The organism is Brotaphodocola sp. (genome assembly GCF_983179755.1).
On sequence record NZ_CFAHBC010000001.1, the window covers coordinates 247,611 to 266,630 of the forward strand.

At 49.3% G+C, this 19,020-nt stretch carries 15 protein-coding genes; 13 read left to right on the forward strand and 2 right to left on the reverse strand.

The features are described from left to right. The first annotated feature begins 391 nt into the window (after nucleotides 1–391). The 5 genes from AC4EVX_RS01035 (at nucleotide 392) to AC4EVX_RS01055 (ending at nucleotide 7,808) form a co-directional block, all read left to right on the forward strand. A complete protein-coding gene (locus AC4EVX_RS01035) occupies nucleotides 392–1,555 on the forward strand; it encodes an efflux RND transporter periplasmic adaptor subunit (protein WP_490159374.1) in 1,164 nt (387 codons plus the stop codon). Next, nucleotides 1,552–4,605, forward strand: coding sequence for an efflux RND transporter permease subunit (locus tag AC4EVX_RS01040; protein WP_177978037.1), 3,054 nt, complete (start codon nucleotides 1,552–1,554; stop codon nucleotides 4,603–4,605). The genes AC4EVX_RS01035 and AC4EVX_RS01040 overlap by 4 nt, the downstream gene beginning before the upstream one ends. A gap of 72 nt (nucleotides 4,606–4,677) precedes the next feature. After that, nucleotides 4,678–5,325, forward strand: coding sequence for a TetR/AcrR family transcriptional regulator (locus AC4EVX_RS01045; protein ID WP_490159375.1), 648 nt, complete (start codon nucleotides 4,678–4,680; stop codon nucleotides 5,323–5,325). Between the two features lie 83 nt (nucleotides 5,326–5,408). Continuing rightward, a complete protein-coding gene (locus AC4EVX_RS01050; RefSeq protein ID WP_177978035.1) occupies nucleotides 5,409–6,575 on the forward strand; it encodes a TolC family protein in 1,167 nt (388 codons plus the stop codon). Between the two features lie 12 nt (nucleotides 6,576–6,587). Beyond that, entirely contained in the window at nucleotides 6,588–7,808 is a 1,221-nt protein-coding gene (locus tag AC4EVX_RS01055; protein ID WP_490159376.1) for a TolC family protein, read from the forward strand. Here the strand turns inward: AC4EVX_RS01055 and AC4EVX_RS01060 are convergent. Next, entirely contained in the window at nucleotides 7,783–8,280 is a 498-nt protein-coding gene (locus tag AC4EVX_RS01060; protein ID WP_490159399.1) for a stage II sporulation protein R, read from the reverse strand. The genes AC4EVX_RS01055 and AC4EVX_RS01060 overlap by 26 nt on opposite strands. Between AC4EVX_RS01060 and AC4EVX_RS01065 the strand changes: the two genes are divergently transcribed. The 7 genes from AC4EVX_RS01065 to AC4EVX_RS01095 all read left to right on the forward strand — a co-directional run bounded on the left by AC4EVX_RS01065 (nucleotide 8,161) and on the right by AC4EVX_RS01095 (nucleotide 14,266). After that, nucleotides 8,161–8,418: a hypothetical protein gene (locus AC4EVX_RS01065; protein WP_490159400.1), complete on the forward strand. Its 258-nt coding sequence runs from the start codon at nucleotides 8,161–8,163 to the stop codon at nucleotides 8,416–8,418. The two genes, AC4EVX_RS01060 and AC4EVX_RS01065, sit on opposite strands and share 120 nt — an antisense overlap. 290 nt (nucleotides 8,419–8,708) lie before the next feature. Then, entirely contained in the window at nucleotides 8,709–9,767 is a 1,059-nt protein-coding gene (locus AC4EVX_RS01070) for a D-alanine--D-alanine ligase family protein (RefSeq protein ID WP_490159377.1), read from the forward strand. A gap of 10 nt (nucleotides 9,768–9,777) precedes the next feature. Beyond that, on the forward strand, nucleotides 9,778–10,644 hold the full coding sequence (gene murI / locus AC4EVX_RS01075; protein WP_490159378.1) for a glutamate racemase: 867 nt from the start codon (nucleotides 9,778–9,780) through the stop codon (nucleotides 10,642–10,644). Nucleotides 10,645–10,656: 12 nt separating this feature from the next. Next, on the forward strand, nucleotides 10,657–11,106 hold the full coding sequence (locus AC4EVX_RS01080) for a YwiB family protein (RefSeq protein WP_177978031.1): 450 nt from the start codon (nucleotides 10,657–10,659) through the stop codon (nucleotides 11,104–11,106). A gap of 181 nt (nucleotides 11,107–11,287) precedes the next feature. Beyond that, nucleotides 11,288–11,986 (forward strand): DUF5058 family protein, encoded by a 699-nt coding sequence (locus AC4EVX_RS01085; RefSeq protein ID WP_177978030.1) that lies wholly within the window; start codon nucleotides 11,288–11,290, stop codon nucleotides 11,984–11,986. A 98-nt stretch (nucleotides 11,987–12,084) separates the two neighbouring features. After that, a complete protein-coding gene (locus AC4EVX_RS01090; RefSeq protein ID WP_490159379.1) occupies nucleotides 12,085–12,777 on the forward strand; it encodes a hypothetical protein in 693 nt (230 codons plus the stop codon). A 121-nt stretch (nucleotides 12,778–12,898) separates the two neighbouring features. Further along, nucleotides 12,899–14,266: an amidohydrolase gene (locus tag AC4EVX_RS01095; RefSeq protein WP_177978028.1), complete on the forward strand. Its 1,368-nt coding sequence runs from the start codon at nucleotides 12,899–12,901 to the stop codon at nucleotides 14,264–14,266. 184 nt (nucleotides 14,267–14,450) lie between these two features. Here AC4EVX_RS01095 and AC4EVX_RS01100 read toward each other — a convergent pair whose 3' ends face one another. After that, entirely contained in the window at nucleotides 14,451–14,918 is a 468-nt protein-coding gene (locus AC4EVX_RS01100; protein WP_177978027.1) for a hypothetical protein, read from the reverse strand. A 225-nt stretch (nucleotides 14,919–15,143) separates the two neighbouring features. On the opposite strand from AC4EVX_RS01100, the gene rpoB reads away from it, so the two are divergent. After that, nucleotides 15,144–19,013 (forward strand): DNA-directed RNA polymerase subunit beta, encoded by a 3,870-nt coding sequence (rpoB, locus tag AC4EVX_RS01105; protein WP_177978026.1) that lies wholly within the window; start codon nucleotides 15,144–15,146, stop codon nucleotides 19,011–19,013. Nucleotides 19,014–19,020 lie beyond the last annotated feature (7 nt).

Here is a 19,020-nt window from a genome sequence, read left to right on the forward strand (position 1 = left end):
CTTTCTTTCCTAAATTTTTCTGTATTTTTACAAAAAAATAAAAAATCAAGATATTTAATAATAAAATCAGATAAATAAAACGACTTTGGGAAAGAAAAACCAAGTATTTCTTAAAGTGTTAAAAAAGTATAAAGTTCCCATCCACCTATTGACAGAGTGACAAGTTGTCATTATAATGAGTGACAGATTGTCACCAGAAAGTCTGGGCTCGTGTGAGGTGATGGATGACCGGTTTTAAGTTTGAGCCGATGCTCTGGGAGCGTTGACTTGAATGCAGAGACCGGGCAGAAAAACATGAGTCAGATTGCATCTGTCGGCGGACAGTCGCATAACAATCAGAAACAGGTGTCAGAAATCGGAGACAAACAAAAAGGAAGGAAAAGGAAGAGAAATGAAAGGAAAGATGAAGTGGATTGTTGGCGGAATCGTAGTGATTCTTGCCGGAGGACTGATTTACTCCCGCTTTTTCAAGAAAGAGCCAGTTGTGGAGTATGAGAACCGTCCGATTGTTGCTGTGGAACAGCCTCAGCAGGGAAATATTGTATTGTATACGGATGTAACCGGTGTCGTGGAGCCCCAGTCCAGAGCATCGGTAATGCCGAAGATGGACGGTGAGGTTCTGGAGGTTTACTTCCAGGCAGGAGATACGGTGAAGGCAGGACAGCCGTTAATCAAGATCGATTCGGACGCTCTGACATCCCTTCAGCTTCAGGTCGACGCTGCAAAGGTCGCTCTTGACAGTGCGAACGATAACCTGACCCGTACCCAGGCGCTTGCAGTAGATGGATTTGTCTCTCAGCAGGCACTTGAGCAGGCACAGAATTCCGCAAAGAGTGCGCAGATCTCTTATGATTCTGCAAAGCATCAGTATGATCTTCAGGTCGGGTACACGACTGTGACTGCTCCGATGGATGGTGTGATTGAGAACCGTAATGTTGAGCTTCACGACCATGTAAACAGTCAGACCGCAATCTGTGAGATATCCGGTCAGAATCAGCTTGAGGTGAAGTTCGGCGTGACCGAGAAGACGATGAAGAATATGTCTCTTGGTGATATCCTGACTGTTGAGAAGAATGGAAGCAGTCGAGAGGGCAGCATCACCGAGATCGGTTCAATGGTAAACAGCTCCACAGGTCTTTATGATGTGAAGGCATCTCTTCCGCAGGACGGAAGCCTTTCCAATGGAACCCGCGTTAAGATCACCGTTGTGATGGATCATGCGGATGACGTGATGACAATTCCGCTTGATGCAGTCAACTACGACGCAGGTGTTCCGTTCGTCTATGTATACAACAATGGTGTCGCAGAGAAGACGGAGATTGAAACTGGTATCTACGATTCCGATAGAATGCAGGTGGTTTCCGGGCTGAATGCAGGCGATCAGGTCATCACGACATGGAGCAATGAGCTTGTAGCAGGTCAGGAAGTCCTTCTTGACAATGGAACGGATTCTGCTGAAATGACCACAGATTCTTCTAGTGATTCTTCTGCGGAGAGCGCAGAGAGCAGTGCAGACAATGAGGCAGGAGCTGACAGCGAGGTGAGCGCAAAATGATTAATTTGACAAAATTTTCTCTGCGCCGTCCGGTGACAGTCATCCTGTGCCTGATTACGTTCGCGTTTTTCGGCTTACAGGCACTGCTCGGGGCGAAAGTAGAGCTGACTCCGGAGATGGAGATGCCGATGCTGATCATCTCCACGGTCTATGCCGGAGCGAGTCCGGATGATATCAATGAGCTGATTACGATGAAGGAAGAGGACGCGATATCGACTCTGGATAGCGTGGATTCAGTTACTTCCTATTCTCAGGAAAACGTTTCGATTGTGCTGGTTCAGTATGAGTACGGAACCAACATGGATACCGCATACATCAACTTAAAGAAGGCGGTCGATGGAATTCAGAGCGATCTGCCGGATGATGCAAATACGCCTTCGATCATGGAGCTCGATATGAACTCTCAGCCGGTCATTTCTCTTGCAATCAGCGGAGATGTGAGCGGAAACTTATATACTTATGTAGACAACAACATCGTGCCGGAGTTTGAGAAGCTCAGCTCCGTCGGTGAGGTATCAATCTCCGGTGGTCAGCAGTCCTATGTGCGGATTCAGCTTGATCCGGAGAAGATGGCACAGTACCATCTGAGCATGAACACCGTGGCACAGCTTATCGGTGCCGCAGACTTTACGATTCCGGCAGGCGATGTAACAGTCGGAAAACAGAAGCTTGATGTCAGCGTCGGCAACGACTATGACAGCACAGAGGAACTCAAGAACATCGTGCTTCCGCTTGCCGATGGTGACACGATTCACCTGTCCGATGTCGCAGAGGTCTATGATGCACTCGAGGAGGCATCCTCAATCGGTCGTTATAATGGTCATGACGTTATCTCTGTCGGCATCAAGAAACAGCAGAGCAGTACTGCGATTGATGTATCGAAGCAGGTACTCAAACAGATCAGCAAACTTCAGTCAGAGTATCCGGATCTGGAGTTCACGATTGTAAACGACAGCAGTGAGATGATCACAAGCTCAATCAAGAATGTTGTGCAGACGATGGTTATGGCAATCATCCTCTCGATGATCATCCTGTTCATCTTCTACGGAGAGCTTCGAGCTTCCGTCATCGTAGGTACTTCGATCCCGGTTTCCGTTATGATCGCACTGATCTGTATGAATGCGATGGGATTCTCGATGAACGTTATCTCTCTGACCTCCCTCGTACTTGGTGTCGGAATGATGGTAGATAACTCGATCAACGTTCTCGATGGATGTTTCCGTGCGAAGGAAGAAAAGCCGAGTTTCTATGAGGCAGCAATCGAAGGTACAAGAACGATGATCGGTTCGATCATCGGTGGTACGGCGACGACCTGTGTTGTATTCATTCCGCTGGCACTGCTCTCCGGTATGAGTGGACAGCTGTTCAAACAGCTCGGTTATACGATCGTATTCAGCTTGATTGCATCCCTGTTCTCCGCAGTCACGATCGTACCGCTGTGCTATCTGCACTGGCATCCGCAGGCAAAAGAGACGGCACCGGCTGACCGTATTCTGAAGCATTTCCAGGCATGGTACCGCAAGACGATGCCGAACATTATTCCGAAGACGAAGACCGTATTTGCCACGGCAATCGCTCTTCTCGTTCTCGCATTTATGATGGCGAGCCGTCTGGGAATGGACCTGATGGCATCTGCCGATGAGGGAATTGTCGACATGACAATTCAGGTAAAGCCGGGTCTGACGATTGATGCAATCAATGATGCGGTGAAAGATGTTGAGGAGCTTGTCTCAGGTGATGAGGAAGTGGATCACTATCTGCTGACTTACGGAGCGAGTGGACTGAGTGTCGGAGCAGGTTCCGATGTGACGCTGACCGCATATCTGAAGGATGATCGCAAGCTCTCGACCGATGAGGTTATGGATAAGTGGAGACATGAGACTGCATATTATAAGGATTGCACCGTTTCGATGGAGAGCGGAAGTTCCACCTCCTCAAGCTCAATGTCGAGCGGAGATCAGATTGAGGTCGATCTTCAGAGTGTAGACTACGATGCGCTGAAGCTGGCAGCCGATCAGCTTGTTGAGGATTTGAGACAGCGTGACGATGTCATGCAGGTACACTCCTCGATCGAGAATGCAGCGCCGGTTGTCAAGGTAAAGGTTGACCCGGTTACCGCAGAGGCAGAAGGACTGACCCCGGCAAGCATCGGTTCGGTGATTTATTCAAACCTGAGTGGTGTGAAGGCATCGACGATCCGTATCAACGGAGAGGATGTCGATGTCAAGGTTGAATATGCTTCCGACCGTTACGACACGATTGATAAGCTGCAGGGCATGATGATTACGACAGCGACAGGCGCAACGCTTCCGCTTGAGGATCTCGCAGAGATTTCTTATCAGGACAGCCCACAGCAGATCAAGAGAAAAGATAAGCAGTATCAGGTGGCAATCACGATGCAGCCACAGGCTGACGCAAAGAAGACTGCGAAACAGGCGGTCAATGACTATGTAAGAAACGACTGGAACATGCCGGCAGATGTCGAGATGGCGACAAACAGCATGGATGAGATGATGGGTGAGGAGATCGGAGCGCTCGGCGGAGCACTTGGAACTGGTATCTTCCTTGTCTTCATCGTCATGGCAATCCAGTTCGAGTCTCCGAAGTACTCACTGATGGTGATGGCGACGATCCCGTTTGCAATGATCGGTTCGTTCGGTCTTCTGTTCCTCGCGGACAGCACAATCAGTATGACGTCCATGCTTGGATTCCTGATGCTTGTCGGTACCGTAGTAAACAATGGTATCCTATATGTGGATACGGCAAACCAGATGATCGGGTCGGGAACCCCGCTTGACAAGGCACTCGTGGAAGCCGGAGCAATTCGTGTCCGCCCGATGATTATGACAACACTGACGACAATCATCTCGATGATCCCGAATGCATTTGGATTCGGTAAAGCAGGTGCGATGATGCAGGGTATGGCACTCGTAAACGTAGGTGGTCTGACAACTTCGACGATTCTGACCCTGATTCTTCTGCCGACGTTCTACCGTTTTGTATACATGGCGGGAAGAAAGTGGATAGACGGAGAACCAATGGCAGATTAATCGTTGCGGTTCACGCATTGCGCAAACAGTAACGATCAATCCATTCGGGGAAGCAAGAAAGGGAAAGAAAAGATGCCAACAGAGAGATTTATGCGACTTCCGGAGCAGAAAAAGGCTCTGATCCGCTCAGCCGCAATGAAGGAATTTGCGAGAGTTCCTTTTGAAAAAGCATCAATCAACCAGATTATTCATAATGCAGGAATTTCAAGAGGAAGTTTTTATACCTATTTTGAGGATAAGTCAGATGTCGTGCAGTTCTTAATGGAAGATATGAGACGGGAATTGCAGGAATTCTGTGAGAGAGAGATCAGGAGAAGTGGCGGAGATTATTTCGCCCTTCTCGATAAGATGTTTGAATATTTTGTGAGGACGCTTCAGAAGACAGAAGGTCTGCTTCATATGGCAAAAAATCTCTTCTCATATCAGGAAAATATCAATGGAGTTGGTTTTAAAGACTGGTCGAAACCGTGCAATATGATAGGGGAGGACAGTCCGTCGGCGTGGTTTTTCAATCTGGTCGACAAGAATAAACTGCGTGTGGAGACCGTCGAGGATTTCTCAGCATTGATGCCTCTTGGGACAACGGTGATTCTGCTCGCAATCAAGCAGTACTATGAGAATCCGGATTCACTGGAGTTTGTGAGAATGGTCTTTCACAAACAGCTTGATCTTCTCAAGTATGGTGCGCTCAAAGAGCGTCACCCTCATGAAGTGCAGTGAGAAAAAACGTGGGAAAACGAAATGTAATAAAACTGTAATGAAACGGGTGCGGAATTACCCACCAACATGATAAGGAGAGAAAAATGAGATTATTGAGATATATTCTTCCGGCCGGCATCGCCGGTGTCCTGGCGGTGTCCGCCCCCTTAGTGGCATACGCCTCAAGTCCGGAATTTTCCCGGACCGCAGAGGAGTGGGCGCAGTTGCGGGATGACAAGATCGAGTATTCAGAGCTTGCCGGTCTTGTGCACGAGTACAATGCGACGGTTCAGAAAGATCAGATTGATTACAATGAGTTCCGCAAAAAGTACGGAGATACAAAGGAAGATGTTGCAGATGAGTATCGCAAACTGGCGGCTGATCTGCGAGATGCACTTTCCTATCCGGATGTCGATGATTCCAACTATGGTTCGATGATGGCACAGATTATCAATAACAATCAGACCGCAAAGACGTATGAGGAAAAGGCGGATGATGCTCTTGAGGACAGTTATGTCAAGTACATGACGAACTGCCAGACGGAGGCCGGCATCGTGCAGAGTGCGCAGAGTGAGATGATCAGCTGGTATCAGAACCAGATCCAGCTTCAGGTTGATCAGAAGGCAAAGGAGCTTGCACAGGAGAATTATCAGGCAGTTGAGGCGAGATGCAATGCGGGCATGGCGACAGACATTGAGGTTCTGAGTGCGCGTGAGTCGCTTCGCAGTACCGATCAGGCGCTGATCAATGACCAGTCCGCAATTGATACCGGAAGACAGAAGCTTCAGGTGATGCTCGGCTGGTCAGCAAATGCGAATCCGGAGATCGGTTCGATTCCGGATGTCGACGATGCGCGGATTACCGAGATGAATCCGTCAGTTGATAAGGATAAGGCACTCGAGAACAACTATACGCTTCTGATCAACAGGCGTCAGCTCTCGAATGCGAGAAGTCAGGATAAGAAAGATGATCTGACGACGACGGTAGCGGACAATGAGCGCGCGATCGTGGCTTCTGTGAACAGCAGTTATCAGTCTGTACTCTCCGCAAAGACCGCTTACGATCTCTCTGTAACGCAGGCAACGCTCGAACAGCAGAACCTTCAGATTGCACAGAGAAAGGCACAGACCGGTCAGCTTGACAACCTGTCCTTGAAGACTCAGCAGAACACGACGGAGACCGCAGAGCTGACGGTGCAGATCAACCGCTACAAGCTGTTTCAGGCAATTCAGAACTATGAGTGGACGATCAACGGTTTAGCAGGAACGTAAGGCGGTGAGGGCATGAGAAGAATAAAAACAAGAAGAGAGAATGCGAAAAGCAGTTTTTCTCGTCTGCTGACGGTCATGCTCGCCACGGCAGTTCTTGGCACCTCGACGGCAGTAGCATTTCCGAATCAGGCATGGGCGGGAGCCGGTCCTTTGAGTGACCGTGTGAATTCCGGATACGATGATGCGACCTGGGCGAAGCTGACTGACGATGTGATCGAGTATGATGAGGTTCCAAATCTGATTCACGAGTTCAACACGACGATGAGAACACAGTGGGATAATCTCGACGAGACGAGACAGGATCTCGCAAACAACCTCGAGGAACTCCAGAGCGCGAGACGAAAAGCGTCTGACCGTCTTGACAACGCAAAAGATGACGGGGATCTCTCCGCAGTTATCAACAGCACGATCCAGAAGACGGTGCTCAGTGCCGTGGTCAAGGCGATGAGCTCGGCGGCGGTCAATCCGTTAAGCAAGAGCAATCTGATTCAGCTTGAGAAGGCAGAGAAGCAGATCACGATGTATGCGCAGTCTGCAATTCTCTCGTATGATTCCCTCTCAAAACAGCGCGCCGTTCTGGTTCATATGAAGGAACTCTACGATCGCCAGTATGCGCTTGCGCTCAAACAGCAGGAACTTGGAATGGCGACGGCGACAGATGTGCTGACTGCACAGAAGAACCAGTTGACTGCACAGTCGAATATTGAGACGATTGACAGTGCGCTCACCCAGATCCTGCCGAAGATCTGCACGATGACCGGATGGCCGGCAGACGCGACCCCGCAGATTGCATCGATTCCGTCCGTGGATACTTCCAAGATTGCTCAGATGAATCTTGAGGAGGACACGAGAAAGGCGATCGGAAACAATACCCAGCTTCAGCAGTTGCGCCGTTCTGCTTCCGCAAACACTTATGCGGGAGATACTGCCCGTCTCAACGCGATCAATGAGAGCGATGAGAAGATGACGATCAAGATGCAGGAACTCTACAACGATGTGCAGGCAAAACTTGTCGCGTATGAGAGTGCAAAAGATGGATTTGAGTCGGCAAAGAAGAGTGCGGACAGCTACGCAAAGATGAAAGAACTCGGAATGATGTCGGAGACGCAGTATCTTGGAGGAATGCTCAGCTATTACAGCAAGGAGGCTTCCTACGAGAATGCGGATACGGCTTTAAGACAGGCGATTGAGACGTATCAGTGGGCAGTCACGGGACTTGTGAATCCGGATTAAATAAAAATGAAAAAGTAACTTCCAGATCAGGACGATTATCCACAAGGGCGGGGTAATCGTCTTTTTGGATCACGGATTTCAGCCTGGCGAGTTCTTTGGCGGCGAGTGGTTTGCAGACCTCATCGGTGAAGCAGAAGGCAGGGTATAGGACACACCACCAGTTATGACCTTGTCCACTTCCGAGGATGAGGCGAATGGCATCGTAATTTCCACATGGAAAGATGAGATTGTCATAAGTCCGGGTCGGAAAGTAGGTGTGCTCAAGGGAGAGCTGGGACTCATAGGAAAAGCCGTGATCGGAGAGGTAGGAGTTGGCGGTCTGCTCAATAAATGGTTTGGATGAGAGAATCCATTGAATCGTTTCTTGCTTGTCAGCGTGTTCTGGCAGGTGTTCTTTGATCAGGTCGAGAATGAGACTGCGGACTTCGAGCTTAACGCGCTGGTCTTCCTTGCGGTCGCTGTCTGCGAGCACATGAAAACGCAGAATGGCAGGAGAAATGTGTGTGGCAAGTGTCTCCCGCTGATTTTGGAGCGCTGTGAGGCAGAGCAGAAAGACGAGGAGAATGATAGCGAGGACTCCCGGAAAGTAGGGACGGGTGGAGCAAGATGAGTTTTTCAAGAAAATTCTCCTTTCTGTTAAATTCATGGCTTGTTTTATTGTAGAATTTTTTATAAACTTCATTTTGGGTGCGTCGGATGATTCTTGTTTTTAAGTATTGACAAATATGATATAATTAATCAGATTCGACGCAGTCAGATCCCATATTTTCCCAGACTTGTCTTTTGTGGAAACGAAATCCAAGAAGAAAATCGAAGAAATTAAGAAGAAACAAGGGAAAGAGAACAATGGGGAAGCGGGATCGGAGTGAGTATGAGCATATTTCCAGGAGGAAAAGAGAGATGAATAAGAAAAAAATCGCAGTTCTGTTTGGAGGACAGTCTTCTGAGCATGAGGTATCCTGCATGTCCGCAGGAAATGTGATTGAACTGATAGATCAGACCAGGTATGACTTGATTCTGATTGGTATTACCAAAGAGGGACATTGGGTGAAGACGGATTCTGTTGAGGAGATTCGTTCCGGCGCATGGAGAGCTGGCAAGGTAAGTGCGTTCCTGCTTCCGGATGCGACAAAGCAGTGTGTTCTGTTCCAGGAGGGTGATAAGACCTGGGAGGAGCATATCGATGTGGCATTCCCGGTTCTGCACGGTCTCTACGGCGAGGACGGAACGGTTCAGGGTCTGTTTGAGCTTGCAAAGATTCCATATGTGGGATGTGGTGTTCTGGCGTCCGCAGTTTCGATGGATAAATTGTATACAAAGATTATCGTTGACGATCTCGGTATCCGTCAGGCAGCCTATATTCCGGTAATGCGTTGGAAGATGGAGAAGGATCTCGACAGCGTTGTGCGCCGCGTGGAAGACCGTTTTGCTTACCCGGTATTTATCAAGCCGTCAAATGCAGGTTCTTCAAAGGGTGTTTCCAAGGCAGAGAACCGCGAGGAGTTGATCGCAGGACTGAAAGAGGCTAGTCGCCATGACCGCAAGATCCTTGTCGAGGAGACGATTGTTGGACGTGAGATCGAGTGTGCTGTTCTCGGCGGCGGCACAAAACCGGTGAAGTCTTCCGTAGTCGGTGAGGTTCTGGCAGCGGCAGATTTCTATGATTTCGATGCAAAGTATAACAATCAGGAGTCGAGAACGGTTGTGAATCCGGAGCTTCCGGGTGATGCGAGTGCTCGTGTCAAGACTTCCGCAGAAAAGATCTTCAACGCAGTGGACGGTTACGGTCTTGCACGCGTGGATTTCTTTGTAACCGCAGACGGGGAGGTGATCTTTAACGAGATCAACACCCTTCCGGGATTTACGGCGATCAGCATGTATCCGATGCTCTGGGAGGCAGCTGGAATTCCGAAGACAGAGCTGATTGACCATTTGATTGATCTTGCATTTGAAAGATAGGTGACAGACGATGGGAGCAGAGGAAAAGAAAATTCCAAATGATCTTGATCGGATTGGCATCGATAGAAATGCGCCGGTTGGCGTGTTTGATTCTGGAATCGGCGGTCTCACGGTTGCAAGAGAGATCATGCGCCAGATTCCGGAGGAGCGCATTGTCTATTTTGGAGATACGGCACGCGTTCCTTATGGAAGCAAGTCTCAGGACACGATTGTCCGTTATTCTCGCCAGATCATCCGTTTCCTTCGGACAAAGGGAGTCAAGGCGATCGTGATTGCCTGTAACACGGCGAGTGCGTATGCGCTTGAGATTGTGGCAAAAGAGTCGGATATCCCGATCATCGGCGTGGTCAATGCAGGGGCGCGGGCAGCAGTTTCTGCAACGCGCAATGGAAAGATCGGCGTGATCGGAACGGAGGCGACTGTCCGAAGTGGAGTCTACACGAAGGTGATGCAGGAGATGAGACCGGACATCGAGGTGACCGGAAAGGCCTGCCCGCTTTTTGTTCCGCTTGTCGAGGAGGGACTTTGGCACGATTCTGTGACGGATGAGATGGCATCCCGCTATCTGACACCGCTCAAGGGTCGCTACATCGACACGCTTGTGATGGGTTGCACGCATTATCCGCTTTTGCGCTCGACGCTTCGTCGTCTGCTCGGCGATGAGGTAACGCTCGTCAATCCTGCCTATGAGACGGCGATTGAGTTGAAGGAACTTCTCAAGGCGCATGGACTGAATCGAAATCCGGAAGATCCGCTTGAAGGAGAAAAGTATCAGTTCTATGTCAGCGACCTTGCGGAGAAATTTACGGATTTTGCGACCTCGATTCTTCCGGATGAGGTGAAAGAGACGCAAAAGATCAACATCGAGGAGTATTAGAACGGAGGAATTATGACGAGAGATGTTCTGGTGCGGATCAGCGGACTTCAGCTGATCGATGGAGAGCACGATGATGTGGAAGTCATCACATCCGGAGATTATTTCTGGAAAAACGGCAAACATTATATCCTTTATGACGAGGTGATTGACGGGATCGAGGAGAGTATCCGAAACACGATCAAGATCTCGGAAAATCGCATGGAAGTAAAGAAGACCGGTGCAGCGACGGCGGTTCTCTCGTTCGCAGAGGGGGAGAGAAGCACGACGAGCTATGCGACTCCGATGGGAGAGATGCTCGTTCAGCTGACGACAACCAAGATTGAGCAGGAATGGGAAGAGGACCACCTTCATGTGGCAATCGATTATTCTCTTGACATTAATTACGACCATGTCTCAGACTGCCAGATCACGGTCGATGTCTGCCCGCGTGTCGGCGCAGATTTGCAGCTGATGGAAGAGTAATTATTGACAAATTAAAAAAATATTGCTATGATTACGCTCAGAAGCGAAGATGCCTTGAGGAGGGCAACTTCGCTTTTTTTATACTTTTACACCTGTGAAATGCCAGTGACCGGTTCGGTTCATGGATGCGTTTCAAAGAAAAATCTATTGTAAAAAATCAAGGTACAGGAGGTAGTTGAGTATGGATGCTATGAAGATTGCAAATGGACTTCCGATGTGGATTGCATGTGGAATTCCGGTCGCGCTGGTGCTTGTGCAGGCGCTTGTGTTTGCGAGAAATGCGTGGAAAGCAGGAGAGAAGATTGGGTTGACGGACCAGCAGATGAAGCACGCTGTCAGGAGCAGTGCGACGACATCGATTGGTCCGTCAATTGTTATTTTGAGCGGAATGCTTTCTCTGCTGATTACAGTCGGAGCGCCGATGGCGTGGATGAGACTCTCCCTGATCGGTTCAGTTATGTTTGAGTCAATCGCAGCGGGATTTGGAACTTCCTCCGTTGGCGTTCAGCTCGGTGCTGATCCGATGACTCCGCTTGCACTTGATATGGCAGTGTGGACGATGGTGCTTGGATCAATCGGTTGGATTATCTTTGCAACGATTTCCGCAAACCGCATGGACAAGGTACAGCACAAGATTTCCGGCGGTGATCCGGCGAAGCTGATGGCGATCTCCACGGCAGCAATCATCGGTGCATTCAGTTCGATGTCAGCATCTCATCTGATTAAATTAAATAAATATTCGATTGCCTGTGTGCTTGGAGCTGTTTTCATGGCGGTTCTCCTGAAATTATCAGAGAAAGAGAATTTAAGATGGCTCAAAGAATGGAATCTGACGATTGCGATTCTGTCGGCAATGATTATCACGGCACTACTTCCGTAACCGTTTTTTAGATGGTTTGGTTTGCAAAATAAAAAATGCATGGTGTGTGATAGATTTAGAAAGTTCAAATCGATGTGAATTTGAGGGAGGAATGGACAATGGGAAAAAATGATTTTTATGAGAGCGAATATATGCCGAAGATGCACAGAATCGGAAAAGTCACGGGATTTCTCGGTGTTGTGTGCTCGTTTCTTCCGGCAGTGATGCTTGCAGTGGTATACGGATTACTTCCGGATCCGGCAGCTCTTTTGACTGTTTTTATTGCGGCAGCGAGTGCATTTGGATTTCTGTGGATCGTAGAGCCGATCTCCTACTTCACGGTGCTTGGTCCGATCGGAACGTACATGGCATTCCTGTCCGGAAACATCTCGAACATGAGAGTTCCGTGTGCAAGCATGGCACAGATTGCGGCAGGTGTAGAGCCGGGAACAGAGAAGGGATCTGTGATCTCGATTCTCGGTATGGCAACCTCGATCGTCATCAATGTCTCTGTACTCACGATCGGTGTTATTCTTGGAAGCTCTGTTCTTGCAAAAATGCCGGCAGGAGTCATCGAGGCACTGAACTATCTGCTTCCGGCTCTTTTTGGAGCCCTTCTGATGCAGTTTGGAATCCGCAAAGTCGGATTTGCAAGCGGAATCCTGATTTTTTCGATTCTGATCTATGTGGCAATCAAGGCAGGAATCTTTGCATGGCTTCCGGGTGCAGCAAACTATCTCGGAACGTTGGCAAGCGTCTTTGTCGCAATCGGAGTGACACTTGCAACTTACAAGAAACAGGCAGATCATTAATATAGAATATGGATCATTGAAATTTTACGCTGAATGAGCGACAATGAGAAAAAAGATCATTGTCAATTTTGAAAGGAAACTGAGAGTGGTTAGAAATTTCTATGAAAAGGAGCGAGGTAAGATGAGCAAGAAGGAAATGCTGGATCACATGAAGGATCTCGAAGCAATGTGTACAAACGTCTGCTTGGATCTCTGGAATCACCCGGAGACAGGCGGAAATGAGAAACGCTCGGCAGATCTGATGCGGGAACTTTTGACAAAAGAGGGATTCACAATCACGAACAATGAGCATCTTCCACATGCATTTTATGCAGAGTATGGAAGCGGAAGTCCGGTGATCGCAGTTCTCGGTGAGTACGATGCACTTCCGGGACTTTCCCAGAAATGTCAGATCACAAAAGAGCCGGTGACTGCCGGAGCACCGGGACATGGCTGTGGTCACAATCTTCTCGGTGCAGGTGCTGTGACTGGAGCGATTGCGATTCGCCGTTTCCTCGAGAAAGAAAAAATTCCGGGAACCATCCGTTTCTATGGCTGTCCGGAGGAAGAGCTTCTCAGCGGAAAAGTAAAGATGGCATATTATCACATGTTTGACGGCTGTGATATGGCACTCAGCTGGCATCCGATGTCCTCGAACATGGTCTGCGACGAGGGCTATCTTGCAAGTGCATCTGTAAAATATAAATTTAAAGGACGCACCTCCCATGCAGCATTTGCGCCGGAGCGCGGAAGAAGTGCCCTCGATGCAGTGGAGCTGACGAGTGTCGGCGCAAACTACTTGAGAGAGCATGTGATGGACAAGGCGAGAATCCATTACACAACGGACAGCGGCGGTTTTGCTCCGAACATCGTGCCGGACAAGGCAAGCGCATGGTATTTTACGAGAGCTCCGCACATCTCTGATGTGAAAGAAATCCTCAGACGTCTTGGTCTCGTCGCACAGGGCGCTGCAATGATGACGGAGACCGAAGTTGACATCAAGGTTGAGTATGGTTGCTGTGATATGCTCGGTGAGAAATCGTTCGAGGATCTGACCTGGGAGAATATGAACGAGATCGAACCTCCTGTATATACGGAGGAGGAACTTGCATTTGCGAAGAGTCTTCAGGATACCGTAGATTCGGCGATCAAGGCACACGACCAGAAAGTCTACGAGGCGAAAGAAAAAGTTCTTGCCGAAGGCATTGTATCAAGAGACGCGTGGGAGAAAGCACCGCTCACCGCTTCCTCCGACACCGGAGATGTCAGCCAGATCATGCCGATGAACTTCTTCACAACCGCATGCTGGCCGGTCGGTGTCGGACCGCACACCTGGCAGAGCTGTGCCTCCGCTGGAAGCACGATCGGACAGAAGGGCGCATTCTACGCCGCCAAAATTTTTGCAGGCACAGCCTATGACCTTTTCACGAAGCCGGAGCTTCGCGCAAAGATCCGCGAGGAATTCGATTCCCAGGACCGCGAGCCATACGAGCCGATGTATGAGGAGTAATATATTGCTTTTTATTTTTGCAGGGATGTATCTTGAAGTGCTCCGAAGCGGGAAAGATCATGCAAACCCGGAGCGAGAGCGTGTTTGCATGACTTTACCCGCATGAGGAGCGCAAGAAAAAAACTCCCGACCGATTCGGCATCCAGCAAAATCGATCGGGAGTTTTATTTCTGTCCTGAAGTCATTATTTCTCGTTCTTGTCTTTCTTGAAACGTGCGAAGAAGCCTTTTTTCTTCTGCGGTTTCGGGAGCACGCCACCGCGGACGCTCTTAATCTCGGAAATATAGATTCCGCTTATCACAACCTTTGCTTCCACCTTAACCGGAAGAATCTCGAATACCCGCTCATCTGCGATCATCGTCATCATACGCGGTCCGATCTTAGCCTTAACAACCGGCAGTTTTGCCCAGCGCATATAGGAAGGAGTCTGCTCAAGAACCTGTTTCGGAAGACCAGCTTCCACAGCATCCTTGATTTTCATTTTCTTCTTATCAACAATCAGCATCGACACGGTCTGTTTTGCAGCTTCCAGCATCTGCTGCTGTTCTACCTGTTTCTTTTCCAGCTTCCGGCCAAAGAAATACAGCACACCGAGAGCGATGGCCATGATGACCAGAATCACCAGTAACACATTGAATACAATCGACCACATGGGGGCTACCTCCAGTAAATTCTTTCTGTATTAGGACAGACTTGTTCCATTAGTATATCATTTTTGCAAATAAAATGCAAGATTTCCTGAAATTTTTGTGCATAAAAAACTTGACACCTTGACATGGCTATGATATTATGGAGTGTGCACTATTGTGGCATTATGGGCCTTTTGCGCCCTGAGAATGCTTTAGAATATCGATTAGAAAACAGGGGTGAAACGTCAATGGAGAAAAGCAGAATGCGTCCGGTCACATCCGGGAAAAGCGTTAGAATGAGCTTCTCAAGACAGAAAGAAGTTCTTGAGATGCCAAACCTGATTGAGATTCAAAAAGACTCCTATCAGTGGTTCCTCAATGAAGGCCTGAAAGAAGTATTTGAAGATATCTCCCCAATCTCCGACTTTGCAGGTCATTTGAGCCTGGAATTCGTAGATTTTACTTTATGTAAGGATGAGGTCAAGTACACCATAGAGGAGTGCAAGGAACGCGACGCTACTTACGCAGCACCGTTAAAGGTGAAAGTAAGACTCTACAATAAAGATAAAGAAGAGATCAATGAACACGAAATTTTCATGGGCGATCTTCCGCTTATGACCGACACCGGATCATTTGTCATCAACGGTGCAGAGCGTGTTATCGTCAGCCAGCTGGTGCGTTCCCCGGGCATCTATTATGGCATTGGACATGATAAGATCGGTAAGGAGCTGTACAGCTGTACGGTAATCCCGAACCGCGGAGCATGGCTGGAGTATGAGACGGATTCCAATGATATCTTCTATGTGCGCGTGGACCGTACCCGTAAGGTACCGGTGACCGTGCTGATCCGTGCGTTGGGCTATGGTACGAACGCAGAGATTCTCGAACTGTTCGGCGATGAGCCTAAACTGCAGGCTAGCTTCGGCAAAGATACCTCCGAGAACTATCAGGATGGTCTGCTGGAACTCTACCGCAAGATCCGTCCGGGCGAGCCGTTATCCGTTGATAGTGCAGAAAGCCTGTTAAACAGCATGTTCTTTGACCCGCGCCGTTATGACCTGGCCAAAGTCGGCAGATATAAATTCAACAAGAAACTCCACTTCAAGAACCGCATCAAGGGTCAGAAGCTGGCAGAGGATGTTGTTGATATGACCACAGGTGAGGTACTGGCAGAGGCTGGAACCACCGTGGACAAGGAGCTGGCAGAGACCCTTCAGAACTCCGCAGTTCCGTTTGTTATGATCGAGGGTATGGAGAGAAACTACAAGGTTCTGTCCAACCAGATGGTAGACCTGTCTGCTTATGTAGACTTCGATCCGGCAGAAGTTGGTGTTACAGAATTAGTATATTACCCGGTATTAAAGACTATTCTGGAAGAAGCTGGAGATGATCAGGATGCACTCAAGGATCTGATCCATCGCAACATGAGCGAGCTGATCCCGAAGCACATCACGAAGGAAGACATCATCGCTTCGATCAACTACAACATGCATCTTGAGGGTGGCATCGGTAATGCAGATGATATCGATCACCTGGGCAACCGTCGTATCCGTGCAGTCGGCGAGCTCTTACAGAACCAGTACCGCATCGGTCTGTCCCGTATGGAGCGTGTCGTTCGCGAGCGTATGACGACTCAGGATATGGACGGTATTACACCGCAGTCTCTGATCAACATCAAGCCGGTAACCGCAGCAGTTAAGGAGTTCTTCGGAAGTTCCCAGCTGTCTCAGTTCATGGATCAGAACAACCCGCTTTCCGAGCTGACTCATAAGCGTCGTCTCTCCGCACTGGGACCTGGCGGTCTGTCAAGAGACCGTGCCGGATTCGAGGTACGAGATGTACACTACACGCACTACGGTCGTATGTGCCCGATCGAGACTCCTGAGGGACCGAACATCGGTCTGATCAACTCTCTGGCAACCTACGCTCGTGTAAACCAGTACGGCTTCATCGAGGCTCCATACAGAATCGTTGATAAGAACGATCCGAATGGCCCGCGCGTAACCGATGAGGTTGTTTACCTGACCGCTGACGAGGAGGATAACTTCATCGTAGCACAGGCAAATACCCCTCTCGATGAGAATGGCTATTTTGTAAATAACAACGTTTCCGGTCGTTTCCGCGAGGAGACTTCCGAGTTCTTAAAGAAGAACGTAGACCTGATGGATGTATCCCCGAAGATGGTATTCTCCGTGGCAACTTCCATGATTCCTTTCCTTCAGAACGATGATGCAAACCGTGCTCTGATGGGATCGAACATGCAGCGTCAGGCCGTTCCGCTTCTGACCACCGAGGCTCCGGCTGTTGGTACCGGTATCGAGGCAAAGGCAGCAGTTGACTCCGGTGTCTGCGTTGTCGCAAAGCATGCCGGCGTGGTAGAGCGCTCTGCTTCCAATGAGATCATCATCCGCCGTGATGACAACGGCAATCGTGATGTATATCATCTGACGAAGTTCAAAAGAAGCAACCAGTCTAACTGCTACAACCAGAAGCCGATCGTATACAAGAACGATCACGTTGAGGTTGGCGAGGTTATCGCAGATGGTCCGTCCACAAAGAATGGTGAGATCGCACTTGGTAAGAACCCGCTGATCGGATTCATGACCTGGGAAGGTTACAACTACGAGGATGCAGTTCTTCTGTCTGAGCGTCTTGTTCAGGAGGATGTATACACTTCCGTTCATATCGAGGAGTACGAGGCAGAGGCTCGTGATACCAAGCTCGGACCGGAAGAGATCACCCGTGACGTTCCGGGCGTCGGTGACGATGCTCTGAAGGATCTGGATGAGCGCGGAATTATCCGTATCGGTGCAGAGGTTCGCGCCGGAGATATTCTGGTTGGTAAGGTAACCCCGAAGGGTGAGACTGAGCTGACCGCTGAGGAGCGCCTGCTCCGTGCAATCTTCGGTGAGAAGGCAAGAGAGGTTCGTGATACCTCCCTGAAAGTACCGCACGGTGCATATGGTATCATCGTAGACGCAAAGGTATTTACGAGAGAGAACGGCGACGAGCTGGCTCCTGGCGTAAACCAGACGGTTCGCATCTACATCGCTCAGAAGCGTAAGATTTCTGTCGGCGATAAGATGGCAGGACGTCATGGTAACAAGGGTGTCGTTTCCCGCGTTCTTCCGGTAGAGGATATGCCGTTCCTGCCGAATGGCCGTCCGCTTGATATCGTACTGAATCCTCTGGGCGTGCCGTCTCGAATGAATATCGGACAGGTCCTGGAGATTCACTTAAGCCTTGCAGCCAAGGCACTCGGCTTCAACATTGCAACGCCGGTATTCGACGGTGCAAACGAGGTTGACATCATGGATACCCTCGATGTCGCAAATGATTATGTAAATTCCTCTTGGGAAGATTTCCAGGAGAAATATAAAGATACCCTGAAACCGGAAGTGATGGATTATCTCGGATCTCATCTGGAGCACAGAGAACTCTGGAAGGGCGTTCCGCTTAGAAGAGACGGTAAGGTAAGACTGCGTGATGGACGTACCGGTGAGTACTTCGACAGCCCGGTAACCATCGGACACATGCACTACCTGAAACTGCATCACCTGGTTGACGATAAGATCCATGCGCGTTCCACTGGCCCATACTCTCTGGTTACTCAGCAGCCTCTGGGTGGTAAGGCACAGTTCGGTGGACAGCGTTTCGGAGAGATGGAGGTTTGGGCTCTTGAGGCATATGGTGCATCCTACACCCTTCAGGAGATCCTGACCGTGAAGTCTGATGATGTTGTAGGTCGTGTTAAGACTTACGAGGCAATCATCAAGGGCGAGAACATCCCTGAGCCGGGCGTTCCGGAGTCCTTCAAGGTACTGCTCAAAGAGCTGCAGTCCCTCGGACTGGATGTGCGTGTGCTGCGTGAGGACGGCAGCGAGGTTGAAATCGGCGAGAACATCGACTACGGTGATACCGATCTTCGTTCTGTTATCGAGGGAGATCATCGTTACAAGGACGATGAGGATTCCTATGGCAAATACGGTTACCAGAAGCAGGAGTTCAAGGGCGACGAACTGGTAAGTGTAGGTGGCGAGGATGCGAACGATGACGCGTATACCCATGATGACTACACAGATGGCGATGATTTTGACGATTCCACAGAATTAGAATAACAGAAGG